This is a genomic window from Salipiger bermudensis (assembly GCF_020171625.1).
GTDB classification, from domain to species: Bacteria; Pseudomonadota; Alphaproteobacteria; order Rhodobacterales; family Rhodobacteraceae; genus Salipiger; species Salipiger bermudensis_B.
In genome coordinates this window covers 273,589-290,767 of the sequence record NZ_JAIUZY010000001.1, presented here as the reverse complement: position 1 = coordinate 290,767, position 17,179 = coordinate 273,589, and the positions used below count along the sequence as shown (strand labels likewise).

Genomic DNA, 17,179 nt, shown 5'->3' with positions numbered 1-17,179 from the left:
GGCGGGAGTATTTTTGACGAAGAGAAGATGCGGGCGCAGTGCTCCAGGCTTCTTTGGTTCGGAAATACCTCGGGGGTGAATTGGCCACAGGCTAAGAGGGGGCAGAGCCCCCTTGTTCTTTCTTGGTGGCGCACCTTTGGTGCGACAGGGGGCAGAGCCCCCTCCTTCTCCTTGAATTGCGCACCTCCGGTGCGACAGGGTGCAGCGCTCCCTCTTTCCTCCTGAGAGGCGCACTTTTGGTGCGACAGGGGCGCAGCGCCCCTCCCTTGCCCGGCCAAACGCACAAGGGCGGCACCTTCCGGCACCGCCCCCTAGATCCGCAGCGTTTCAGGGATCAGAAAAAGGCCTGGAGCCCGGTCTGCGCCCGCCCGAGGATCAGCGCGTGCACGTCGTGGGTGCCCTCGTAGGTGTTCACCGTCTCGAGGTTGGCGGCGTGGCGCATTACGCCGTATTCGATCTGGATGCCGTTGCCACCGTGCATGTCCCGCGCCATGCGCGCGATATCGAGCGCCTTGCCGCAATTGTTGCGCTTGATCAGCGAGATCATCTCGGGCGCCGCCTGCGCGCTGTCCATGAGCCGCCCCACCCGCAGCGCCGCCTGCAGCCCGAGCGCGATCTCGGTCTGCATGTCGGCGAGCTTCTTCTGGAACAGCTGCGTGCCGGCCAGCGGCTTGTCGAACTGCTTGCGGTCGAGCCCGTATTGGCGCGCCTGCATCCAGCAGAACTCGGCCGCGCCCATGACGCCCCAGGCGATGCCATAGCGGGCACGGTTGAGGCAGCCGAACGGGCCCTTGAGGCCTTCGACATTGGGCAGCAGCGCGTCCTCGCCGACCTCCACGTCCTCCATGACGATCTCGCCGGTGATCGAGGCGCGCAGGGAGAGCTTGCCTCCGATCTTCGGGGCGGACAGCCCTTTCATGCCCTTCTCGAGCACGAAGCCGCGGATCTTGCCGCCATGTGCCTCGGACTTGGCCCAGACCACGAAGACATCCGCGATCGGCGCGTTCGAGATCCACATCTTGGCCCCGTTCAGGCGGTAGCCGCCCTCGGTCTTGACGGCGCGGGTCTTCATGCCCGCCGGGTCCGAGCCGGCATCGGGCTCGGTCAGGCCGAAGCAGCCGATCCACTCGCCCGAGGACAGCTTGGGCAGGTATTTCTGCCGCTGCTCCTCGGAGCCGTAGGCGTAGATCGGGTACATCACCAGGCTCGACTGCACCGACATCATCGAGCGATAGCCCGAATCCACCCGCTCGACCTCGCGCGCGACGAGGCCGTAGCTGACATAGCCCGCCCCGATGCCGCCATACTGCTCGGGCACGGTGACACCCAGCAGGCCCTGCGCGCCCATCTCGGCAAAGATCTCGGGATCGGTCTGCTCGTCCATGTAGGCGCGCTCGACCCGCGGCAGCAGCTTGTCCTGCGCAAAGGCGCGGGCGCTCTCTCCGATCATACGCTCGTCTTCCTCGAGCTGGGCGTCGAAGAGGAACGGATCCTCCCAGGCGAATCCGGCGAGGGAGGGGTTATCCTTGGGACGAAGGTTGGGGGCGTCGGCCATGGTCGGGATCCTTTTCGCGTTTCGACGCGAACCCTACGCCCGCGCGTGCCGGGATGGAAACGATTTAATTTGCGCAAGCAATGAGGATTTCTCATAAACCCCACCATCAACTCTTTCGCCGGAGCCGCGATGCGCAAAGCCTATATTCCCTCCGTCGCCGAGCTCGAGGCGTTCACCGCCTGCGCCCGCCGCGGCACCACCACCATGGCCGCCGACAGCCTTGGTCTGACACAGAGCGCGATTTCCCGCTCGCTGGCCTCGCTCGAGGACCGGCTTGGCGTCGCGTTGTTCAACCGCGTGCGGCAAAGACTGGTCCTGTCGCCCGCAGGCCATGCGTTTCTCGATCGCGCGGAGGAGCTGCTGGCCGAGCTCGACGCGGCGGCCATGGGGGTGATGGCCTTCGGCGGACGCGACGCTGTGCTCCGCATGGCGGTCCTGCCGAGCCTGGCGCGGATCTGGCTGATCCCGCGCCTTGCGCGCTTTGCGCAGGTCGCCCCAGAGATCAGCCTCGACCTCTCGGCGCGGCTCCTGCCGGTGGATTTCGGGCGCGAGCCTTTCGACCTCGCCATTATGCGCAGCCGACATGATATCCCCGGCGTCACCACCGAACCGGTGATCCCCGAAACCATGGTGATCGTGGCCGCCCCCGCGCTGCTTGCGGGTCAGGATGCGCTCAGCGATGCCGACCTTCTGGAGCTGCCGCTCCTGCAGCAATCGACCCGACCGACGCTTTGGCTCGACTGGTTCCGCGGCTCCGACACCGATCCCCGCCGCATTCTCCGGGGCGCGCGGCTCGATCATTTCGACATGATCGTCGACGCCGCCATCGCCGGACTCGGCGTGGGCATCGTGCCCGAGATCGTCGCCCGGCCCGCGCTCGAGCGCGGTGCGCTGGCGCTGGCCGCGCCACGGCGGTTCGCCACCGGAGAGCACTATGCGCTGATCCTGCCCGAGCCGGCGCTGAACAGCCCCCACGTTCACCGCTTTCGCGACTGGCTGCTTGACGAGATCGGCCGCTGAGGGCACCGCGCCCGTCCCGGATCAAGCACGGCCGTCCGTCCGGTTATTCTCCGTGCGCGTGTGCGACGGAAAGCGGCATCAGGCGTCGCGAGTGTCGTATCGGGCAGAGCGTCGCGAAGAGCGACATTTGCGCACGAACAAAGCGGCGAAGAGCATGACGTTGAAAACGTCCATTCTTCATACATCCTGGCCCGCCGCTGAACGTCGCTGAAACCGCGAGACAGCACGTTCCGTCGGGTCCCGTTGACCGGAGAGGGTGTTTTCCGATAGAACTGAACACCCAAACGGTGTATCTTTTCGATAGGCTTACCTGCATGTTGGTCGGCGCTTGGGGACCCCGGGACGCTCCCTGATGTGCAAGTCAGCCGCTGAAATATCGTTTTTCGAGAGGAACTGGACCTAAGCTTAACACGCAATGCGAGCATTCCGACCAAAATACCAACTTGGAATTGATGGCGCCGAGATTTTGGTCTTTCCCGAGAATTGAGGAGCAACCCCTTGGGGCCGAATTGGAAGACCGACGACGATACCGTCGCACCGAATCCTGCAAGAACCCACGTCCTCCGGGCCGCGACCCTCTCGGGCATCCTGATCTTCCTGCTGCAATCACACGAGGCGATCTGCAGCGCCTTCGACTGCAATCGTGATTATGTCATCCTTGGCTTCGGCCTGATCGTGCTGTCGGCCTGGCTCTATGGCTGGAAATCTCTGGCCTATTTTCTACCGGGCATCCTGCTTCAGGCGGCGATGGAAGGATATAGCCCGAGCGAGATGATGAGCTCTGCCGATGGCCACGTCCTTCTCGTGACGATCTGCGCGCCGTTCGCCTTTACCACGATGCGGTGGGCCGGCATCGACACAGAGATCGACCTCAGTGGCTGCCGCCGGGTCTGGAGGCTCATCCTGCTTGCGGGGATCATGGCCTCGGCATTCGCGCTCGTCCTGCGCAGCCTGCTCTGGGATCTCTTTCCAACCTACGCGATCTCGTTCTCGATCGCCTACCCCACAGTCCTCAGCGATATTGCCGGCTTGGCGCTCTTCATGCTCATTCTGATAGGAATTTTTAAACTTATTCAGCAATCTGAATAGGTTGTCACAATCACAATTCTGCCTTTGCACAAACCGGTATTGCACCCGGTGCCATGAAAATTTATCATGCGGATACTTTAATACTATTTGGACGCAAATGATGAGTGCGCTATCCGGCATCGCGAAGCTGAGAGCTGCCCTGTGGCAGATGGAGAAGGACCTCGGGCTCGAGGATCTGAACCGCAATGAGCGCGACCTGCTCTATGCGTTTCACGCCGTTGCGGCCCAAAATGACGGCACGAGCGACATTTCCTCCGATCAGGTGCGTAACGCAACGGCGGTTGAAGAGATGAAGCACGCCACCTTCCATCGCGCCATGAAGCGTCTGATCGAGCTTGGCTATATCGAGCATTCGCCGAACCACAAGACCAAGGTCTACAGGCTGGGCGCCACCGCGCAATCGCTCTGACCGTGAGGGCTGCGCCGAAGTTTTCGGCGTGAGAAACTCCCCTCTCGGTCCGGGCCATTCATGCCGGTGCGATTTTTGTTCGCCCGCCGACTATCGCTTCGATATGAAATCTGTTGACCGGCCTGCCGAATCTCAGGCGTCGGCAGGGGGCCGCGCGATGACGCCGATCGCACGCCGGTCGGCTGTGCGCGGCCCTTTCCCCGATGATTGCTAGCGGGGCTGACTGGGGCGTCCCGAACGCGGTCGCGCTAGGCGACGCGTAGAACGGCGACGCCACGAGAAGACGCTCTCCCTAACGAGCGAAGCGAAGGTGGCTGGGCGCCTCCCCGGCGCGCGCGCGGCGCTGTCAGAGACGAGGCTGTCGGAAGCGTTTGCAGTCCGCCAGCTAAATCCGCTCGGGCGAGAGGAGCGCGAGCGCTGGCAGGAGATGGGGACGAGCGGCGCCCCGCGTTTGCTGATCGAGCGCATCTAGAGCTCATGTACAGATTTAAGCTTCACGCCTAATTCAATGTAAAAAAGTAATTTTCAGAATCTCTAAACCGAAATCTCCGGCGCAGCCGATTTCGCCGCTTGACCGCCGAGCGTGAGTTCCTATCCTGCCAGCACGTCAGGGGAGTCCCGCCAGAGGGGACTGAGAGGCTGACACCGGCACATCGATGCCGGGGTGACGCGACCCTTCGAACCTGACCCAGTTGACGCTGGCGTAGGAAGACCGAAGGGCATTCCCCCAACGCATCTCGTGGGGCGGCCTTTTCGGGCCGCATGGCCCTGTTGCGCATCGCCGCAACCCGGGCCGTCCGGCCCCTTTCTGCACTACGTTTCGCTTGGGTCTCATCGCGAGAGGAGACCGAAATGAAAGACACCATCCCAACCATCACCACGGGCGCACTGCCCGCCTCGACCAAGGTTTATGTCCACGGGGAGCTGCACGAGCTGCGCGTGCCCCTGCGCGAGATTGCCCTCACCGGCGAGGCGCCGCTGCGGGTCTATGACAGCTCCGGCCCCTATACCGATCCGGCAATCGAGATCGACATCGCCAAGGGCCTCCCCGAGGTCCGCGGCGGCTGGCTGCAGAGCCGCGGCGACGTCGAGGAATATGACGGTCGCAGCGTCACCGACGCCGATAACGGCTTTGCCAAGGGCGACCGGCTGGTGCCGGGCTTCCCCGAGCAGCGCAAACCGCTGCGCGCCACCGGCGACCGCGCCGTCACCCAGCTAGCCTATGCCCGCGCCGGCATCGTCACCCCGGAGATGGAATTCGTCGCCATCCGCGAGAACGAGGGCCGGCTCGCCGCCCACACGCGCGACGGCGAACCGATGGGCGCCAACCTGCCCGACCTCGTGACCCCCGAGTTCGTGCGTGACGAGATCGCCGCAGGCCGTGCCATCATCCCGGCCAACATCAACCACCGCGAGCTGGAACCGATGATCATCGGGCGCAACTTCAAGGTGAAGATCAACGCCAATATCGGCAACTCGGCGGTCACCTCCTCGATGGAGGAAGAGGTCGAAAAGATGGTCTGGGCGATCCGCTGGGGCGGAGACACGGTGATGGACCTCTCGACCGGGCGCAACATCCACAACATCCGCGACTGGATCATCCGCAACGCGCCGGTGCCGATCGGCACGGTGCCGCTCTATCAGGCGCTCGAGAAGGTCGGCGGCATCGCCGAGGATCTGACATGGGAGATCTTCCGCGACACGCTGATTGAGCAGGCCGAACAGGGCGTCGACTACTTCACGATCCATGCCGGCGTGCGCCTGCACATGATCCCGATGACCGCCAAACGCGTCACCGGCATCGTCAGCCGCGGCGGCTCGATCATGGCCAAGTGGTGCCTGCATCATCACCGTGAGAGCTTTCTCTACGAGCATTTCGACGAGATCTGCGACATCTGCCGTCGCTACGATGTGAGCTTCTCGCTGGGAGACGGGCTGCGTCCGGGCGCGATTGCCGATGCCAATGACGAGGCACAGTTCGCCGAGCTGCGCACGCTGGGCGAGCTGACCAAGATCGCCTGGGCCAAGGACTGCCAGGTGATGATCGAAGGCCCCGGCCACGTGCCGATGCACAAGATCAAGGAGAACATGGACGAGCAGCTCAAGCACTGCCACGAGGCGCCGTTCTACACGCTCGGGCCGCTCACCACCGACATCGCGCCGGGCTACGACCACATCACTTCGGCCATCGGGGCGGCGATGATCGGCTGGTTCGGCACCGCGATGCTCTGCTACGTGACACCGAAGGAACACCTCGGCCTGCCCGACCGAGACGACGTGAAGACCGGCGTGATCACCTACAAGCTCGCCGCGCACGCCGCCGATCTCGCCAAGGGCCATCCCGGCGCGCAGCTGCGTGACGACGCCATCAGCCGGGCGCGGTTCGAGTTCCGCTGGATTGACCAGTTCAACATCGGGCTCGACCCCGACACCGCGCGCGAGATGCATGACGAGACCATGCCCGCCGAGGCCCACAAGGTGGCGCATTTCTGCTCCATGTGCGGGCCGAAATTCTGCTCCATGAAGATCAGCCACGACATCCGCGCCGAGGCCGAGAAGCAGCAGGGCATGGAGAAGATGGCCGAGAGGTTCCGCGAGGGCGGCGCGCTCTACGTGCCCGCCGAGCCGTCGGAATGATCTCGGTTCTGGGCACCGGGGTGGCGGGGCTTTGCGCCGCCACCGCGCTGGCCGAGCGCGGGTTTCCGGTCGAGGTGATCGCGCCCGGCGACGTGCCCGCGCCCGCCTCGCATCTCGCGGGCGGCATGTTGGCGCCGTTCTGCGAGGGCGAGGCCGCGCCTCGGGTGGTGGTCTCGAAAGGTCAGGCGGCGCTCGGCTGGTGGCAGGCCCGGGTGCCCGGCGTGGAGCAACGCGGCACGCTGGTCGTGGCCCCGCCGCGCGATGCCGCCGAGCTCGACCGCTTCGCGCGCGCCACGCAAGGCCACCGCGCGGTCTCGCCCGCCGATCTCGAGCCGGAGCTGGCCGGGCGCTTTGCTCGTGGGCTGCACTTCCCCGACGAGGCCCACATGGACCCGCGCGCGGCGCTCGCCCATCTGCGCGCGCGGCTCGTGGCGCAGGGCGTGGCCTTCCGCGAGGAGGCCCCGCGCGGCGATATCGTCGACTGCCGGGGGCTTGCCGCTGCAGGCCACCTGCCCGACCTGCGCGCCGTGCGGGGCGAGATGCTGGAGCTTTGCGCGCCCGACGTGCAGCTCACCCGGCCCGTGCGGCTGCTTCACCCGCGCTTTCCCTGCTACGTGGTGCCGCGCGGCGGCGGTCGCTACATGATCGGCGCCACCATGGTGGAAAGCGCCCGGCCCGGCCCGGTCACCGCGCGCGCGGTGATGGAGCTGCTCTCCGCCGCCTACACGCTGCATCCCGGCTTTGCAGAGGCCGAGGTGATCGCCACCGGCGCGGGCCTGCGCCCCGCCTTTCCCGACAACATCCCGGCGCTGCGCCACGCGCCCGACCGCATCCACCTCAACGGACTCTACCGGCACGGCTTTCTCATGGCCCCGGTGCTGGGCGAGGAGCTGGCCGCGGCGCTCGCAGCGCCCCTTACGAAGGACGTCACCCATGCGCATTGACCTCAACGGCGCGCCGGTCGAGACCCGCGCCCGCACCCTGCACGACCTGATCGAGGAGCAGGGCTTTGCCGCCACTGCCGTCGCCACCGCGCTTGACGGCAGCTTCATCCCCCGCACCGCACGCGCGGCCGCAGCGCTGACCGAGGGCGCGCGGGTCGAGGTGCTCTCGCCGATGCAGGGAGGCTGAGACGATGTTTTACGGAACCCAACTCAATAGCCGCCTGATGCTGGGCACCGCGCAATATCCCTCGCCGCAAGTGCTGCGCGAGGCCATCGCCGCCTCCGGCGCCGAGGTCATCACCGTGTCGCTGCGGCGCGAGGGCAGCGCGGGCGACGCCTTCCGCGAGATCCTGCGCCAGAGCGGCTGCCGCATCCTGCCCAACACCGCCGGGTGCCACTCGGTGCGCGAGGCGGTGACCACGGCGCAGATGGCGCGCGAGCTCTTCGGCACCAACTGGATCAAGCTCGAGGTGATCGGCCACGCGGACACGCTGCAGCCCGACCCGTTCGCGCTGGTCGAGGCGGCGCGCATCCTCACCGAGGAGGGCTTCGACGTGTTCCCCTACACCACCGAGGACTTGATCGTGGGAGAGCGGCTCATCGAGGCGGGCTGCCGGGTGCTGATGCCCTGGGGGGCGCCGATCGGCTCCGGTCAGGGGCTGCGCCACCGCGAGGCGCTGCGCAGCATGCGCGCGCATTTCCCCGACGTGCCGCTGGTGATCGACGCCGGGATCGGTGCGCCGTCGCAGGCGATGGCGGCGATGGAGATGGGGTTCGACGCGGTGCTGCTCAACACCGCGGTGGCCAAGGCGCTCGACCCAGTCGCCATGGCCCGTGCCTTCGGCGCGGCGGTGGCGGCGGGACGCGCCGCGCATGACGCTGGGCTGATGCCCTGCCGCGACATGGCCACCGCCTCGACCCCGCTCTTCGGCATGGCGGAGTTGGCATGATGGGCTGGCTCGATCGCTTCTACCTCATCACCGGCCATGTCGGCCGTCTTGAGCTTTTGGTGCCGCAGGGCGTGCGGCTGGTGCAGCTTCGCCTCAAGGATCTGCCCGAAGCCGAGCTGCGCCGTCAGATCGCCCGCGCCCGCGACATCTGCGCGGTGCATGGCGCGCAGCTCGTGGTCAACGATCACTGGCGGCTGGCGCTGGATCTGAATTGCACCTTCGTCCATCTCGGACAGGAGGATATGGACGACGCCGATTTCGACGCCCTGCGCCGGGCTGGCGTGCGCATCGGCCTCTCGACCCATGACGAAGCCGAGCTCGACCGCGCGCTGGCCTGCGCCCCGGACTACGTGGCGCTGGGGCCGGTCTATCCGACGCTTCTGAAAAAGATGAAATGGGCGCCGCAGGGGCTGGACAAGGTCAGGCGCTGGAAGCAACTGGTGGGAGACACGCCTCTGGTCGGCATCGGCGGGCTGACGCCCGAGCGCCTGCCCGGTCTCTTCGAGGCTGGCGCCGACAGCGCGGCGGTGGTGACCGACATCCAGCAGGCGCAAAGCCCCGAGGCCCGCTGCCGCGAGTGGATCGCGGCGACACGGGTGCACGCATGAGCCGCTACGACCGACAGATGCGCCTGCCCGAGATTGGCCCCGAGGGTCAGGCGCGTCTGGCGCGCGCCCGGGTGCTGGTGGCCGGCGCGGGCGGCCTCGGCGCGGCCCTGCTGCCACTGCTCGCAGGCGCGGGGGTCGGGCGCATCACGCTCTACGACCCCGACACCGTGGACGAGAGCAACCTGCACCGGCAGACCCTCTACCGGATGTCGGATCTCGGCCGCCCCAAGGCGCAGGTCGCCGCCGAGACGCTGGCGGCGCTGAACCCCGAGTGCCGGATCGTCCCGCGTTGCGCGCCGCTCCTGTCCGACAGCGCGGCCGCCGCCCTTGCCGAGGCCGATCTGGTGATCGACGCCGCCGACAGGGTCACCGCGACCTACGTGCTCTCGGACCTTTGCCTTACCGCGAACACCCCGTTCATCAGCGCCGCGGTGACCGGTCGCGCGGGCCATGTCGGCGGGTTCTGCGGTGGCGCGCCGAGCTATCGCGCCGTGTTCCCCGAGCTGCCGCCGGTGCTCACGAGCTGCGATGCCGCCGGGGTGATGGGCCCCGTCGTCGCAACGCTGGGCGCGTTGCAGGCGCAGATGGCGCTTACGGTGCTGCTCGGGCTGGCGCCCTCGCCGCTGGGGCAGATGCTGACGCTGGATCTCGCAAGCTGGCGCATCGGTGGCTTCCGCTTCGACACGGCCCCCGAGCCGGACACGGCTGGCCCCGAGATCCTCGCCGCCTCGCAACTGCTGCCTTCGGATCTCGTCATCGACCTGCGATCTTGCGACGAGGCGCCCGTGCCGGCGTCGCCTCGGGCGCAGCGACTGCCCGAGGGTGGGCTTTCCGAATTGCAAGGCGCGCCCGGCCAGCGCGTGGTCTTCGCCTGCGCCACCGGTCTCCGGGCGTGGCGCGCGGCAGAGAAGGTACGGGCGGCGGGCCGGCTAACAGCGGTGCTCGCCACATGAGCGCGCGCGTCCTCTGCATCGGCGGCATTGATTCCAGCGGCGGCGCAGGACTCTTGCGCGATGCCGCCACCTTGGCCGCGATGGGTCTGGAGTGCTGCGCCGCCGTCACCGCCGTCACCGCGCAGAGCGACGCCGCGGTCCGCGAGGTGCAGCTCATGCCGCCCGCGCTGGTCGCCAGCCAGATCGCCGCGGCCTGCGAAGGACCGGTGGATGCGGTCAAGATCGGGATGCTGGGCAGCGCCGCCCTTGTCGACGCCATCGCGCGCGCCCTGCCCGACCGGCCCGTGGTGCTCGACCCCGTGCTGGTCTCAAGCTCTGGCCGGGCGCTGCTCGACGAAGACGGCATCGCCGCGTTGCTCGCCCACCTCGTACCACGCGCCACGCTGCTCACCCCGAACCTGCCGGAACTCGACGCCCTCGCGGCGGCGCTTGGCTGCTCCCCCGCGCAGGCAATCTGGCGGCTACAGGACAGCGGCTGCGGCGCGGTGCTGGTCAAGGGCGGCCATGATTTGACGCCGCAGGACGCCACGGACCGCCTCTACCACCGCGCGTCACCGGTGGTCGAGTTCCACGCCCCGCGCCTCGACGCCGCCCTGCGCGGCACCGGCTGTCAGCTCGCCTCGGCCGTCGCGGGCGGCCTTGCCCAAGGTATCGACATGGAGCGCGCGGTGTTCGAGGCCAAGGGCATCCTCACCGCCCGCTTCCGCGCGGCCCGCGCGGTGTCCCCACCGGAGAGAACGCGCGGAAATATGTCCCACGCCTGACAGGAGGGATTCCCATCCAGAATCGCCTGTGCCATACTGCGTGCAACGCACCCGCCAGAGGTGCCTCCCAAGGCAGAGCAAGAGCGCAGACATGAGCGCAAGGCGCAAACCCGCATTCGGTGTCGTGATCTACACCGCCATCACCCTGAGCCTCTCGGGCTACTTCGTCTTTGCCGCCGTGCAGGGCGATTTCGGGCTGTTCCGCCGCGCCGAGATCGAGGTCGAGGGCGAACGGCTCGCCGCAGAGTTGACGTCTCTCGAGAGCGATGTCGCCCGGATGGAGAACCTCACGCACCGCCTGTCGGACGAATATCTCGATCTCGACCTGCTCGACCAGCAGGCCCGTGACATCCTTGGCGTGATGCGCTCGGACGAGATCGTCGTCCGCTGACGCGGCCCTGAATCGGCTGCGCTCCGGGTCTTAAAGAGCGCCCTGAGCGCGCGCGACCTGCCTCATCCCTAGGCAATTCACTTTCACGAAACATTACGATCTACCGCGGCGCTCGGCGCTTTCGCGTCGATCTTTGCGCGAAACCAGCGAAAGCTTGCCATTTCGGCAAGCCCTCCGGCCACGGCGTGAAACAGCGCGCTTGAAAACAATCCCGTCTGCGCTTTCTTATTTACCTACAATAAAAAAACAAACCGCAGGCAGTTTCATGAACAAGAGCAGGAAAGTCAGGACAATCACGATCATTCAGGCCGGGGCGCTTGCGCTGCTGGCCATCTTCGGCGCCTTCGCGGCGCAGGGCCAGCCGCAGCCCATCCAGCCGAGCTGCAGCAGCCTCGACATGAGCACGCCCTGCGATCTTTGATCGCCGGGCCTCGCTCGATCAGGGCGCGGTTCCGGCCGCGCCCCCACGCCCCGCTCAGCGACCAAGCGCCTCGTAGAGCTTCGGCAGGAAGACATCGTTGTAAAGCGTCCCGGCCAGCGGCCCGACGTGCTTGTGCAGCACCGTGCCGTCGCCTGCCACGATGAAGGTCTCGGGCGGGCCGGTGACCCCCCAGTTGATCGCCGCACGCCCCTGCGGATCGAAGGGCACGCCGATGAAGGGCGAGTGCTCTTCCGTGAGGTACCCCGCGGCCGCCCCTGCCTTGTCCTTGAAGTTGACGCCGACGATGCGCACGCCCTCCTCCTGCAGCTCCAGCAGGCGCGGATGCTCGGCCCGGCACGGCGGACACCACGAGGCCCAGAAGTTCACCACCGTCACATCGCCCGCGCGCAGATCCGCATCGCGCACGCCCGGAAACCCCTCGAGCGTGGTTTCCGGCAGGGCCGGAGCGGGCTTGCCGATGAAGGTCGAGGGCAGCGTCGTCGTGTCGCCGCGCTGCATTCCGAAATAGGCCATCACCACGAAGGCCGCGAAGATCAGCGGCGGCAGGATCATCAGCGGCGAGATGCGCCGCTTGCGGGTGTCGGGGTTGGTCTCAGACATGGGGGCGTTTGCTCCGCTCTTCGATCTGCTCCAGCTCGGCGCGCACGCGGCGCGACCGGGCGATGCTGGCGATCACCAGCGCGGCCAGAAGCCCGAGCCCCACGCCGTAGGAGGCAATCACCGCGAAGGCGTATTTTCCAAGCTCGGGCATCATGCCTGCCGCTCCCGTGCCATGAGCGCGCGGGCGCGGCGCGCGCGGATTTCCGTTTGGGTGCGCAGGAAGACCAGCGCGATGAACAGCAGGATGAAGCCCGCGATGCAGACCAGCGCCGGGTACCAGAACACGTCTGCCACGTTCTCTTCCTTGTCGAGCGACAGCGACGCGCCCTGGTGCAGGCCCTGGTTCCAAAACAGCACCGCGTAGCGCGACAGCACGGCAAAGACCGAGCCCACGAGGCAGAGGATGGAGGTCAGATCGGCGGCGGTGTCGTCGTTCTCGATCGCCGACCACAGCGCCATGTAGCCGAGGTAGAACAGGAACAGCACGAGGAACGAGGTCAGCCGCGGGTCCCACGCCCACCACGTGCCCCACATGGGCTGGCCCCAGAACGCACCGGTGGCCAGGGCGATGAGGGTGAAGGTGGCCCCAACGGGCGCCGCCGCGCGGGCGGCAAGCGCCGAGACGTGGTGACGGCGGATGATCCAGACCAGCGAGGCCACGAGCATCATCACCCACGCATTGATCGCCATCATCGCGGCGGGCACGTGCAGGTAGAAGATCTTGACCGTCGAGCCCTGCCGGAAGTCATCCGGGGTGAAAAAGAAGCCCCAGACCAGCCCGGTCACCAGACACAGCACCGCCCCGACCGAAACCCATGGCAGGATCTTGTCGGTGGTGCGGATGAATTTGACAGGGTTGGCGTATTCCCAGATCGACATGGCTCTTTCCGTAGCGCAGGTGTCGGCGTGTTTCACCTGAATTTTCCGTCAGGGGCAAGGGCCGTGGCGCCGCAGGGGGTGTCGGGGGCGTCGGCGTGGGCAAGACTCTCGCGGGGAAAGCCCTCACGTGTTGATCCAAGAATTGGGATATTTTTGAGTACAGGACCCGCCCTCGCTCTCGAAACGCCCGGCGCCGCCGCGCCGTCGCCGGCCCGCGGGGTGCCGCACGGAACGTCGATCCTATTGATTTATCCCTGCCAAATCCGAAGGACCTCGACACGTGTCACCGAGACCAGCCAAATCGCCAGCCCGTCGGGGCGGGTCATGCCGGAGGCATGCTTCCAGCATGACGATGGCGCGCCTCTCGGCGTTTGCTTGCAAACGCCTGCCGGCAACACATCGCAGAATGCGATGTGTGAGAGGCGGCTTCGCCTTGATTCCGCGCTGGCATTGCTCCGATATCGCGGGGAGAGTATTTGACCGCTAGCTTTCAGCGCAGATTGATCCGCAGCACCGCCGCGCTGGCGAAGGGCAGCAGCGCGATCACGCCCGCGCTGATCCCCGCCAGCATCAGCAGGGGCGTCTGCACCGCCAGCCCCTCGGCCCCGCGCCGGGCGACCTCGGCGCCGAAGATCAGCGTCGGCACGTAGAGCGGCAGCACCAAGAGCGACAGCAGCAGCCCGCCGCGCTTCAGCCCCACCGTCAGCGCCGCGCCGAAGGTGCCGATCACCGACAGCGCCGGCGTGCCGGCGGCCAGCGACACCAGCACCCAGAAATAGCCCTCGAGCGGCAGGCTCAGCAGAACCCCCAGCACCGGCGCCGCCAGCACCAGCGGCAAGCCGGTGGTGAGCCAGTGCGCCAGCGCCTTGACCGAGACGATTCCCTCCATCGGCAGCGGCGCGGTGGCCAGCAGATCGAGCGAGCCGTCCTCCCAGTCGAGCGCGAAGATCCGGTCGAGCGACAGCAAGCAGGCCAACAGGGCGCCGATCCACAGCACGCCCGGCGCGATGCGCGCGAGCAGACCGGTCTCGGGCCCGACCCCGAAGGGCACCAGCACCGTGACGATAAGGAAGAAGGCCAGCCCAAGCCCGAAGCCGCCGCCGGCCCGCACCGCGAGCCGCAGATCCCGTGTCAGCAGCGCGATCACAGGAAGGCCTCGTCCTGCAGGGCGGCCCGCTGGCTGGCCTTGTACGGAGTCACGTCGAACACCTCCGCCTCGGGAATGCCAAGGTCAATATGGGTGGCCATCAGGGCCGCGCCGCCGCCCTCTAGATGCCGCCGTACCGCCTGCGCGAAGAGCGCCACCGAGGCGGTGTCGAGCGACACGGTGGGTTCGTCCAGCACCCAGACCGGGCGACCGGTGACCATCATCCGCGCCAGCCCGAGCCGGCGCTTCTGCCCGGCCGACAGGTTGCCCGCCAGACGGTCCTTGAGGCGGTCGAGGTCGAAATCATGCAGCGCGGCGGAAATGTCTTTCGTGCCAAACACCTGCGCCCAGAAGCGCAGGTTCTCGGTGACACTCAGCATCGCCTTGAGACCGTCGGAATGGGCGGCATAGGCGATGCGCTCGCCGGCCCCCTCGATGGTGCCGGCATAGGCCGGCTGCAGGCCGGCGATGGTGCGCAGAAGCGTGGTCTTGCCCGACCCGTTCGGCCCGCGCAGCACCACCGCGCGGCCCGGGGCCAGCGCAAAGCTCATCCCCTCGAGCACCGGCACCCCGCCACGGGACACCGCAAGATCGGTCACGCTCAGTATCATGAGACCGGGAGTAGCGCAGGGATCGGCGGAGCGGAAGCGTCAAAACCGCGCGGGCCGATGCCTGTGCGGCGGCAGCCCTCGCAGGGGAGTGCTCAGACCGGCAGCACCGCCAGCGCGACGCGGCGCCCCTCGCCCAGCAGCACGTTGTAGGTGCGGCAGGCGGAGGGCGTGCTCATCACCTCGACGCCGACACCCGCGGCCTCGAGCCGCGCCCTCAGCGCCTCTGGCAGCGGCGCCAGCTCTGGCCCGGTGCCGACGAAGAGCACGTCGACATCGGCGACCAGATCGAACAGCGCCGCCTCGTCCTCGAGCCCGCCCCAGCTGCGCGCGCCCGAGATCGAGATGCAGAGCGCCCCGTCGAGCGGCTGGCCGCCGATGCGGAAGAAACCCGGCCCGTAGCCATCAACCGGCGTCGCAGAGCCGAAGCTCACGTCATTCATCTGCATGGTATTTCCCCTAGTCCCATACCGGCAGCCCAAGAAGGATCGCCGCTGCGATGATCAGGTAGGATACGATGCGGTATTCCCCTTCCCGCGCCGGATCGAACAAGGCCTGACCCACCTTCGTGCCCAGACCATATGGCAAAAACATGAGAAAACCAAGCGGGATGGCCGAGGCCGTCATCGCGCCCTGCAGCGCCATCAGGGCCAGAAGCAGGATCGAGGTGCAGCTGAGAAAAACGAGGATGGTGGCGCGCGAGCGGGCCACGCTGTCCTGCCCGGCGAGCTGGAACAGGATCAGCACCGGCCCCAGCAGCCCGGTCGCACCGCCGATGAATCCGGTGGCGCCAGCCACCGCGGCGCGGGCGGCCGGCCCGGGCGTCGTGCGATACCGCAGGCCGCCGACCAGCGCCACGAGGGTGATCCCCGCCACCGCGATCACCGCCCAGCGAAGAAGCGTCACATCGGCCAGCTTCAGCACCCAGATGCCAAGCGCCACCGTCGGCACGGCGCAGAGCACCATCGTCGCGGTGCCGCGCCGGTCGACCTGCGGCAGGGCGCGCGGCAGGACCGTGAAAATGGAAACGATGTTGGCAAGGTTGAACGCGGCGATGGCGTCCTCGACCGGCAGGAAGATCGTGCCCACCGGCATGAACACGAGCGCCGCGCCGAAGCCGGCGAACCCGTAGACGAGGCCGGCCACGAAGCAGGTGGCCAGCATGGCCCAGAGCCCCGGCGTGGCGAGGCTCTGGGCGAGGATCTCAGACACTGGCGCCGTCGGCCGTCTTCTTGGTCTCGGCCTCGGCTTCCGGGTCCGTCCAGTCGCGTTTGACGCCGAGCCAGAGCAGAATGGCGGAGGCCACGAAGATCGACGAGTAGGTGCCGACGAAGACGCCCCAGATCATTGCGAAGACGAAGCCGCGGATCACGTCACCGCCAAGCGCGAACAGCGCGAAGAGCGCCAGCAGCGTGGTGAGCGAGGTCATCAGGGTCCGGCTCAGCGTCTCGTTGATCGACAGCCCCAGCACCTCTTTCAGCGGGCGCTTCTTGTACTTGATCAGGTTTTCGCGGACCCGGTCGAACACCACCACGGTGTCGTTGAGAGAGTAGCCGACGATGGTCAGGAGCGCCGCGATGATGGCGAGGTCGAACTTGATGCCCACCTCCGAGAACACCCCGATGGTCAGCAACACGTCGTGCACCAGCGCGATCACCGCGCCGACGGCGAACTGCCATTCGAACCGAAGCCAGATGTAGATCAGCACCGCCCCGATGGCGAGGCCCACGGCGACGAACGCGGTCTGGATGAGCTCGCCCGACACCTTGGGCCCGACGCTCTCGACCGAGACGAAGCGGATGTCGGGGGCGACCTCCTGCAGCGCTCCCTCCACCGCGGCGATGGTATCGGCGGTGACCGCCTCCTGACCGTCCTGCGCGGAGATGCGGACCATGGCGACGTTCTCGTCCGGCCCGAAGGTGGGGTCGAACACCTCGGAGATGGTGCTGTCGCCCAGCCCCAGCGCGCTGATCGCATCGCGGTAGGCGCCCACGTCGACGGGCTGCGCGCTCTCGGTGCGGATGGTGGTGCCGCCGCGGAAGTCGATGCCGTAGTTCAGGCCGCGCACGCCGAAGCTGACCATCGCCAGCACGATCATGAAGCCCGAGATGCCGAGCCAGATTTTCCAGTGCTTGAAGAAATCGAAGGAGGTTTCATCCTTCACCAGTCTCAGAAGGCGCATG

General features: G+C 67.2%; 21 protein-coding genes and 1 riboswitch. Of the genes, 12 read left to right on the top strand and 9 right to left on the bottom strand.

The window, feature by feature from the left end; all coding sequences use genetic code 11:
• Positions 1-334: 334 nt before the first annotated feature.
• Entirely contained in the window at positions 335-1,555 is a 1,221-nt protein-coding gene (locus LCM15_RS01380; protein ID WP_224852437.1) for an acyl-CoA dehydrogenase, read from the bottom strand.
• 129 nt (positions 1,556-1,684) lie between these two features.
• On the opposite strand from LCM15_RS01380, the gene LCM15_RS01375 reads away from it, so the two are divergent.
• The 12 genes from LCM15_RS01375 (at position 1,685) to LCM15_RS01320 (ending at position 11,741) form a co-directional block, all read left to right on the top strand.
• Entirely contained in the window at positions 1,685-2,575 is an 891-nt protein-coding gene (locus LCM15_RS01375) for a LysR substrate-binding domain-containing protein (RefSeq protein WP_224852436.1), read from the top strand.
• Between the two features lie 498 nt (positions 2,576-3,073).
• Positions 3,074-3,664, top strand: a complete 591-nt coding sequence (locus tag LCM15_RS01370) for a hypothetical protein (protein WP_224852435.1) — start codon at positions 3,074-3,076, stop codon at positions 3,662-3,664.
• Positions 3,665-3,764: 100 nt separating this feature from the next.
• A complete protein-coding gene (locus LCM15_RS01365) occupies positions 3,765-4,073 on the top strand; it encodes a MarR family transcriptional regulator (RefSeq protein WP_224852434.1) in 309 nt (102 codons plus the stop codon).
• A 599-nt stretch (positions 4,074-4,672) separates the two neighbouring features.
• A riboswitch (TPP riboswitch) is annotated at positions 4,673-4,800 on the top strand.
• 125 nt (positions 4,801-4,925) lie between these two features.
• Positions 4,926-6,710, top strand: a complete 1,785-nt coding sequence (gene thiC, locus LCM15_RS01360) for a phosphomethylpyrimidine synthase ThiC (protein WP_224852433.1) — start codon at positions 4,926-4,928, stop codon at positions 6,708-6,710.
• Entirely contained in the window at positions 6,707-7,654 is a 948-nt protein-coding gene (locus LCM15_RS01355; protein WP_224852432.1) for an FAD-dependent oxidoreductase, read from the top strand. Before thiC ends, LCM15_RS01355 begins: the two co-directional genes overlap by 4 nt.
• Positions 7,644-7,841, top strand: a complete 198-nt coding sequence (gene thiS, locus LCM15_RS01350; protein WP_224852431.1) for a sulfur carrier protein ThiS — start codon at positions 7,644-7,646, stop codon at positions 7,839-7,841. The genes LCM15_RS01355 and thiS overlap by 11 nt, the downstream gene beginning before the upstream one ends.
• Before the next feature lie 4 nt (positions 7,842-7,845).
• On the top strand, positions 7,846-8,604 hold the full coding sequence (locus tag LCM15_RS01345) for a thiazole synthase (protein ID WP_224852430.1): 759 nt from the start codon (positions 7,846-7,848) through the stop codon (positions 8,602-8,604).
• Positions 8,604-9,212 (top strand): thiamine phosphate synthase, encoded by a 609-nt coding sequence (locus tag LCM15_RS01340; RefSeq protein WP_224853056.1) that lies wholly within the window; start codon positions 8,604-8,606, stop codon positions 9,210-9,212. The genes LCM15_RS01345 and LCM15_RS01340 overlap by 1 nt, the downstream gene beginning before the upstream one ends.
• Positions 9,209-10,165, top strand: a complete 957-nt coding sequence (locus LCM15_RS01335; RefSeq protein WP_224852429.1) for a HesA/MoeB/ThiF family protein — start codon at positions 9,209-9,211, stop codon at positions 10,163-10,165. The genes LCM15_RS01340 and LCM15_RS01335 overlap by 4 nt, the downstream gene beginning before the upstream one ends.
• On the top strand, positions 10,162-10,929 hold the full coding sequence (gene thiD, locus LCM15_RS01330; RefSeq protein ID WP_224852428.1) for a bifunctional hydroxymethylpyrimidine kinase/phosphomethylpyrimidine kinase: 768 nt from the start codon (positions 10,162-10,164) through the stop codon (positions 10,927-10,929). The genes LCM15_RS01335 and thiD overlap by 4 nt, the downstream gene beginning before the upstream one ends.
• A 91-nt stretch (positions 10,930-11,020) precedes the next feature.
• Positions 11,021-11,320 carry an FtsB family cell division protein gene (locus tag LCM15_RS01325; protein ID WP_224852427.1) on the top strand — a complete coding sequence of 100 codons (300 nt, stop codon included), beginning with the start codon at positions 11,021-11,023 and terminating at the stop codon, positions 11,318-11,320.
• A gap of 265 nt (positions 11,321-11,585) precedes the next feature.
• On the top strand, positions 11,586-11,741 hold the full coding sequence (locus LCM15_RS01320) for a hypothetical protein (RefSeq protein ID WP_224852426.1): 156 nt from the start codon (positions 11,586-11,588) through the stop codon (positions 11,739-11,741).
• 54 nt (positions 11,742-11,795) lie between these two features.
• Here LCM15_RS01320 and LCM15_RS01315 read toward each other — a convergent pair whose 3' ends face one another.
• The 8 genes from LCM15_RS01315 to secF form a co-directional block, all read right to left on the bottom strand.
• Positions 11,796-12,362 carry a DsbE family thiol:disulfide interchange protein gene (locus LCM15_RS01315; protein WP_224852425.1) on the bottom strand — a complete coding sequence of 189 codons (567 nt, stop codon included), beginning with the start codon at positions 12,360-12,362 and terminating at the stop codon, positions 11,796-11,798.
• On the bottom strand, positions 12,355-12,516 hold the full coding sequence (gene ccmD, locus LCM15_RS01310) for a heme exporter protein CcmD (RefSeq protein ID WP_224852424.1): 162 nt from the start codon (positions 12,514-12,516) through the stop codon (positions 12,355-12,357). Before ccmD ends, LCM15_RS01315 begins: the two co-directional genes overlap by 8 nt.
• Positions 12,513-13,241 (bottom strand): heme ABC transporter permease, encoded by a 729-nt coding sequence (locus LCM15_RS01305; RefSeq protein WP_224852423.1) that lies wholly within the window; start codon positions 13,239-13,241, stop codon positions 12,513-12,515. Before LCM15_RS01305 ends, ccmD begins: the two co-directional genes overlap by 4 nt.
• Positions 13,242-13,731: 490 nt before the next feature.
• A complete protein-coding gene (gene ccmB, locus LCM15_RS01300) occupies positions 13,732-14,388 on the bottom strand; it encodes a heme exporter protein CcmB (protein ID WP_224852422.1) in 657 nt (218 codons plus the stop codon).
• Positions 14,385-14,999 carry a heme ABC exporter ATP-binding protein CcmA gene (gene ccmA, locus LCM15_RS01295; RefSeq protein ID WP_224852421.1) on the bottom strand — a complete coding sequence of 205 codons (615 nt, stop codon included), beginning with the start codon at positions 14,997-14,999 and terminating at the stop codon, positions 14,385-14,387. Before ccmA ends, ccmB begins: the two co-directional genes overlap by 4 nt.
• A gap of 92 nt (positions 15,000-15,091) precedes the next feature.
• Positions 15,092-15,445 carry an Mth938-like domain-containing protein gene (locus LCM15_RS01290; RefSeq protein ID WP_224852420.1) on the bottom strand — a complete coding sequence of 118 codons (354 nt, stop codon included), beginning with the start codon at positions 15,443-15,445 and terminating at the stop codon, positions 15,092-15,094.
• A gap of 10 nt (positions 15,446-15,455) precedes the next feature.
• Complete coding sequence (locus LCM15_RS01285) at positions 15,456-16,208, bottom strand: sulfite exporter TauE/SafE family protein (protein WP_224852419.1); 753 nt, start codon at positions 16,206-16,208, stop codon at positions 15,456-15,458.
• Positions 16,201-17,178: a protein translocase subunit SecF gene (gene secF, locus LCM15_RS01280; RefSeq protein ID WP_224852418.1), complete on the bottom strand. Its 978-nt coding sequence runs from the start codon at positions 17,176-17,178 to the stop codon at positions 16,201-16,203. The genes LCM15_RS01285 and secF overlap by 8 nt, the downstream gene beginning before the upstream one ends.
• Between the last annotated feature and the right edge of the window lies 1 nt (position 17,179).

Coding starts and splice junctions, on each gene's coding strand:
- secF (WP_224852418.1), bottom strand. CDS start 17,178: ATGCGCCTTCTGAGACTGGTGAAGGATGAAACCTCCTTCGATTTCTTC.
- LCM15_RS01335 (WP_224852429.1), top strand. CDS start 9,209: ATGAGCCGCTACGACCGACAGATGCGCCTGCCCGAGATTGGCCCCGAG.
- thiC (WP_224852433.1), top strand. CDS start 4,926: ATGAAAGACACCATCCCAACCATCACCACGGGCGCACTGCCCGCCTCG.
- thiD (WP_224852428.1), top strand. CDS start 10,162: ATGAGCGCGCGCGTCCTCTGCATCGGCGGCATTGATTCCAGCGGCGGC.
- LCM15_RS01305 (WP_224852423.1), bottom strand. CDS start 13,241: ATGTCGATCTGGGAATACGCCAACCCTGTCAAATTCATCCGCACCACC.
- thiS (WP_224852431.1), top strand. CDS start 7,644: ATGCGCATTGACCTCAACGGCGCGCCGGTCGAGACCCGCGCCCGCACC.
- LCM15_RS01355 (WP_224852432.1), top strand. CDS start 6,707: ATGATCTCGGTTCTGGGCACCGGGGTGGCGGGGCTTTGCGCCGCCACC.
- LCM15_RS01290 (WP_224852420.1), bottom strand. CDS start 15,445: ATGCAGATGAATGACGTGAGCTTCGGCTCTGCGACGCCGGTTGATGGC.
- LCM15_RS01340 (WP_224853056.1), top strand. CDS start 8,604: ATGGGCTGGCTCGATCGCTTCTACCTCATCACCGGCCATGTCGGCCGT.
- LCM15_RS01375 (WP_224852436.1), top strand. CDS start 1,685: ATGCGCAAAGCCTATATTCCCTCCGTCGCCGAGCTCGAGGCGTTCACC.
- LCM15_RS01325 (WP_224852427.1), top strand. CDS start 11,021: ATGAGCGCAAGGCGCAAACCCGCATTCGGTGTCGTGATCTACACCGCC.
- LCM15_RS01365 (WP_224852434.1), top strand. CDS start 3,765: ATGAGTGCGCTATCCGGCATCGCGAAGCTGAGAGCTGCCCTGTGGCAG.
- ccmD (WP_224852424.1), bottom strand. CDS start 12,516: ATGATGCCCGAGCTTGGAAAATACGCCTTCGCGGTGATTGCCTCCTAC.
- LCM15_RS01320 (WP_224852426.1), top strand. CDS start 11,586: ATGAACAAGAGCAGGAAAGTCAGGACAATCACGATCATTCAGGCCGGG.
- LCM15_RS01380 (WP_224852437.1), bottom strand. CDS start 1,555: ATGGCCGACGCCCCCAACCTTCGTCCCAAGGATAACCCCTCCCTCGCC.
- ccmA (WP_224852421.1), bottom strand. CDS start 14,999: ATGATACTGAGCGTGACCGATCTTGCGGTGTCCCGTGGCGGGGTGCCG.
- LCM15_RS01345 (WP_224852430.1), top strand. CDS start 7,846: ATGTTTTACGGAACCCAACTCAATAGCCGCCTGATGCTGGGCACCGCG.
- LCM15_RS01315 (WP_224852425.1), bottom strand. CDS start 12,362: ATGTCTGAGACCAACCCCGACACCCGCAAGCGGCGCATCTCGCCGCTG.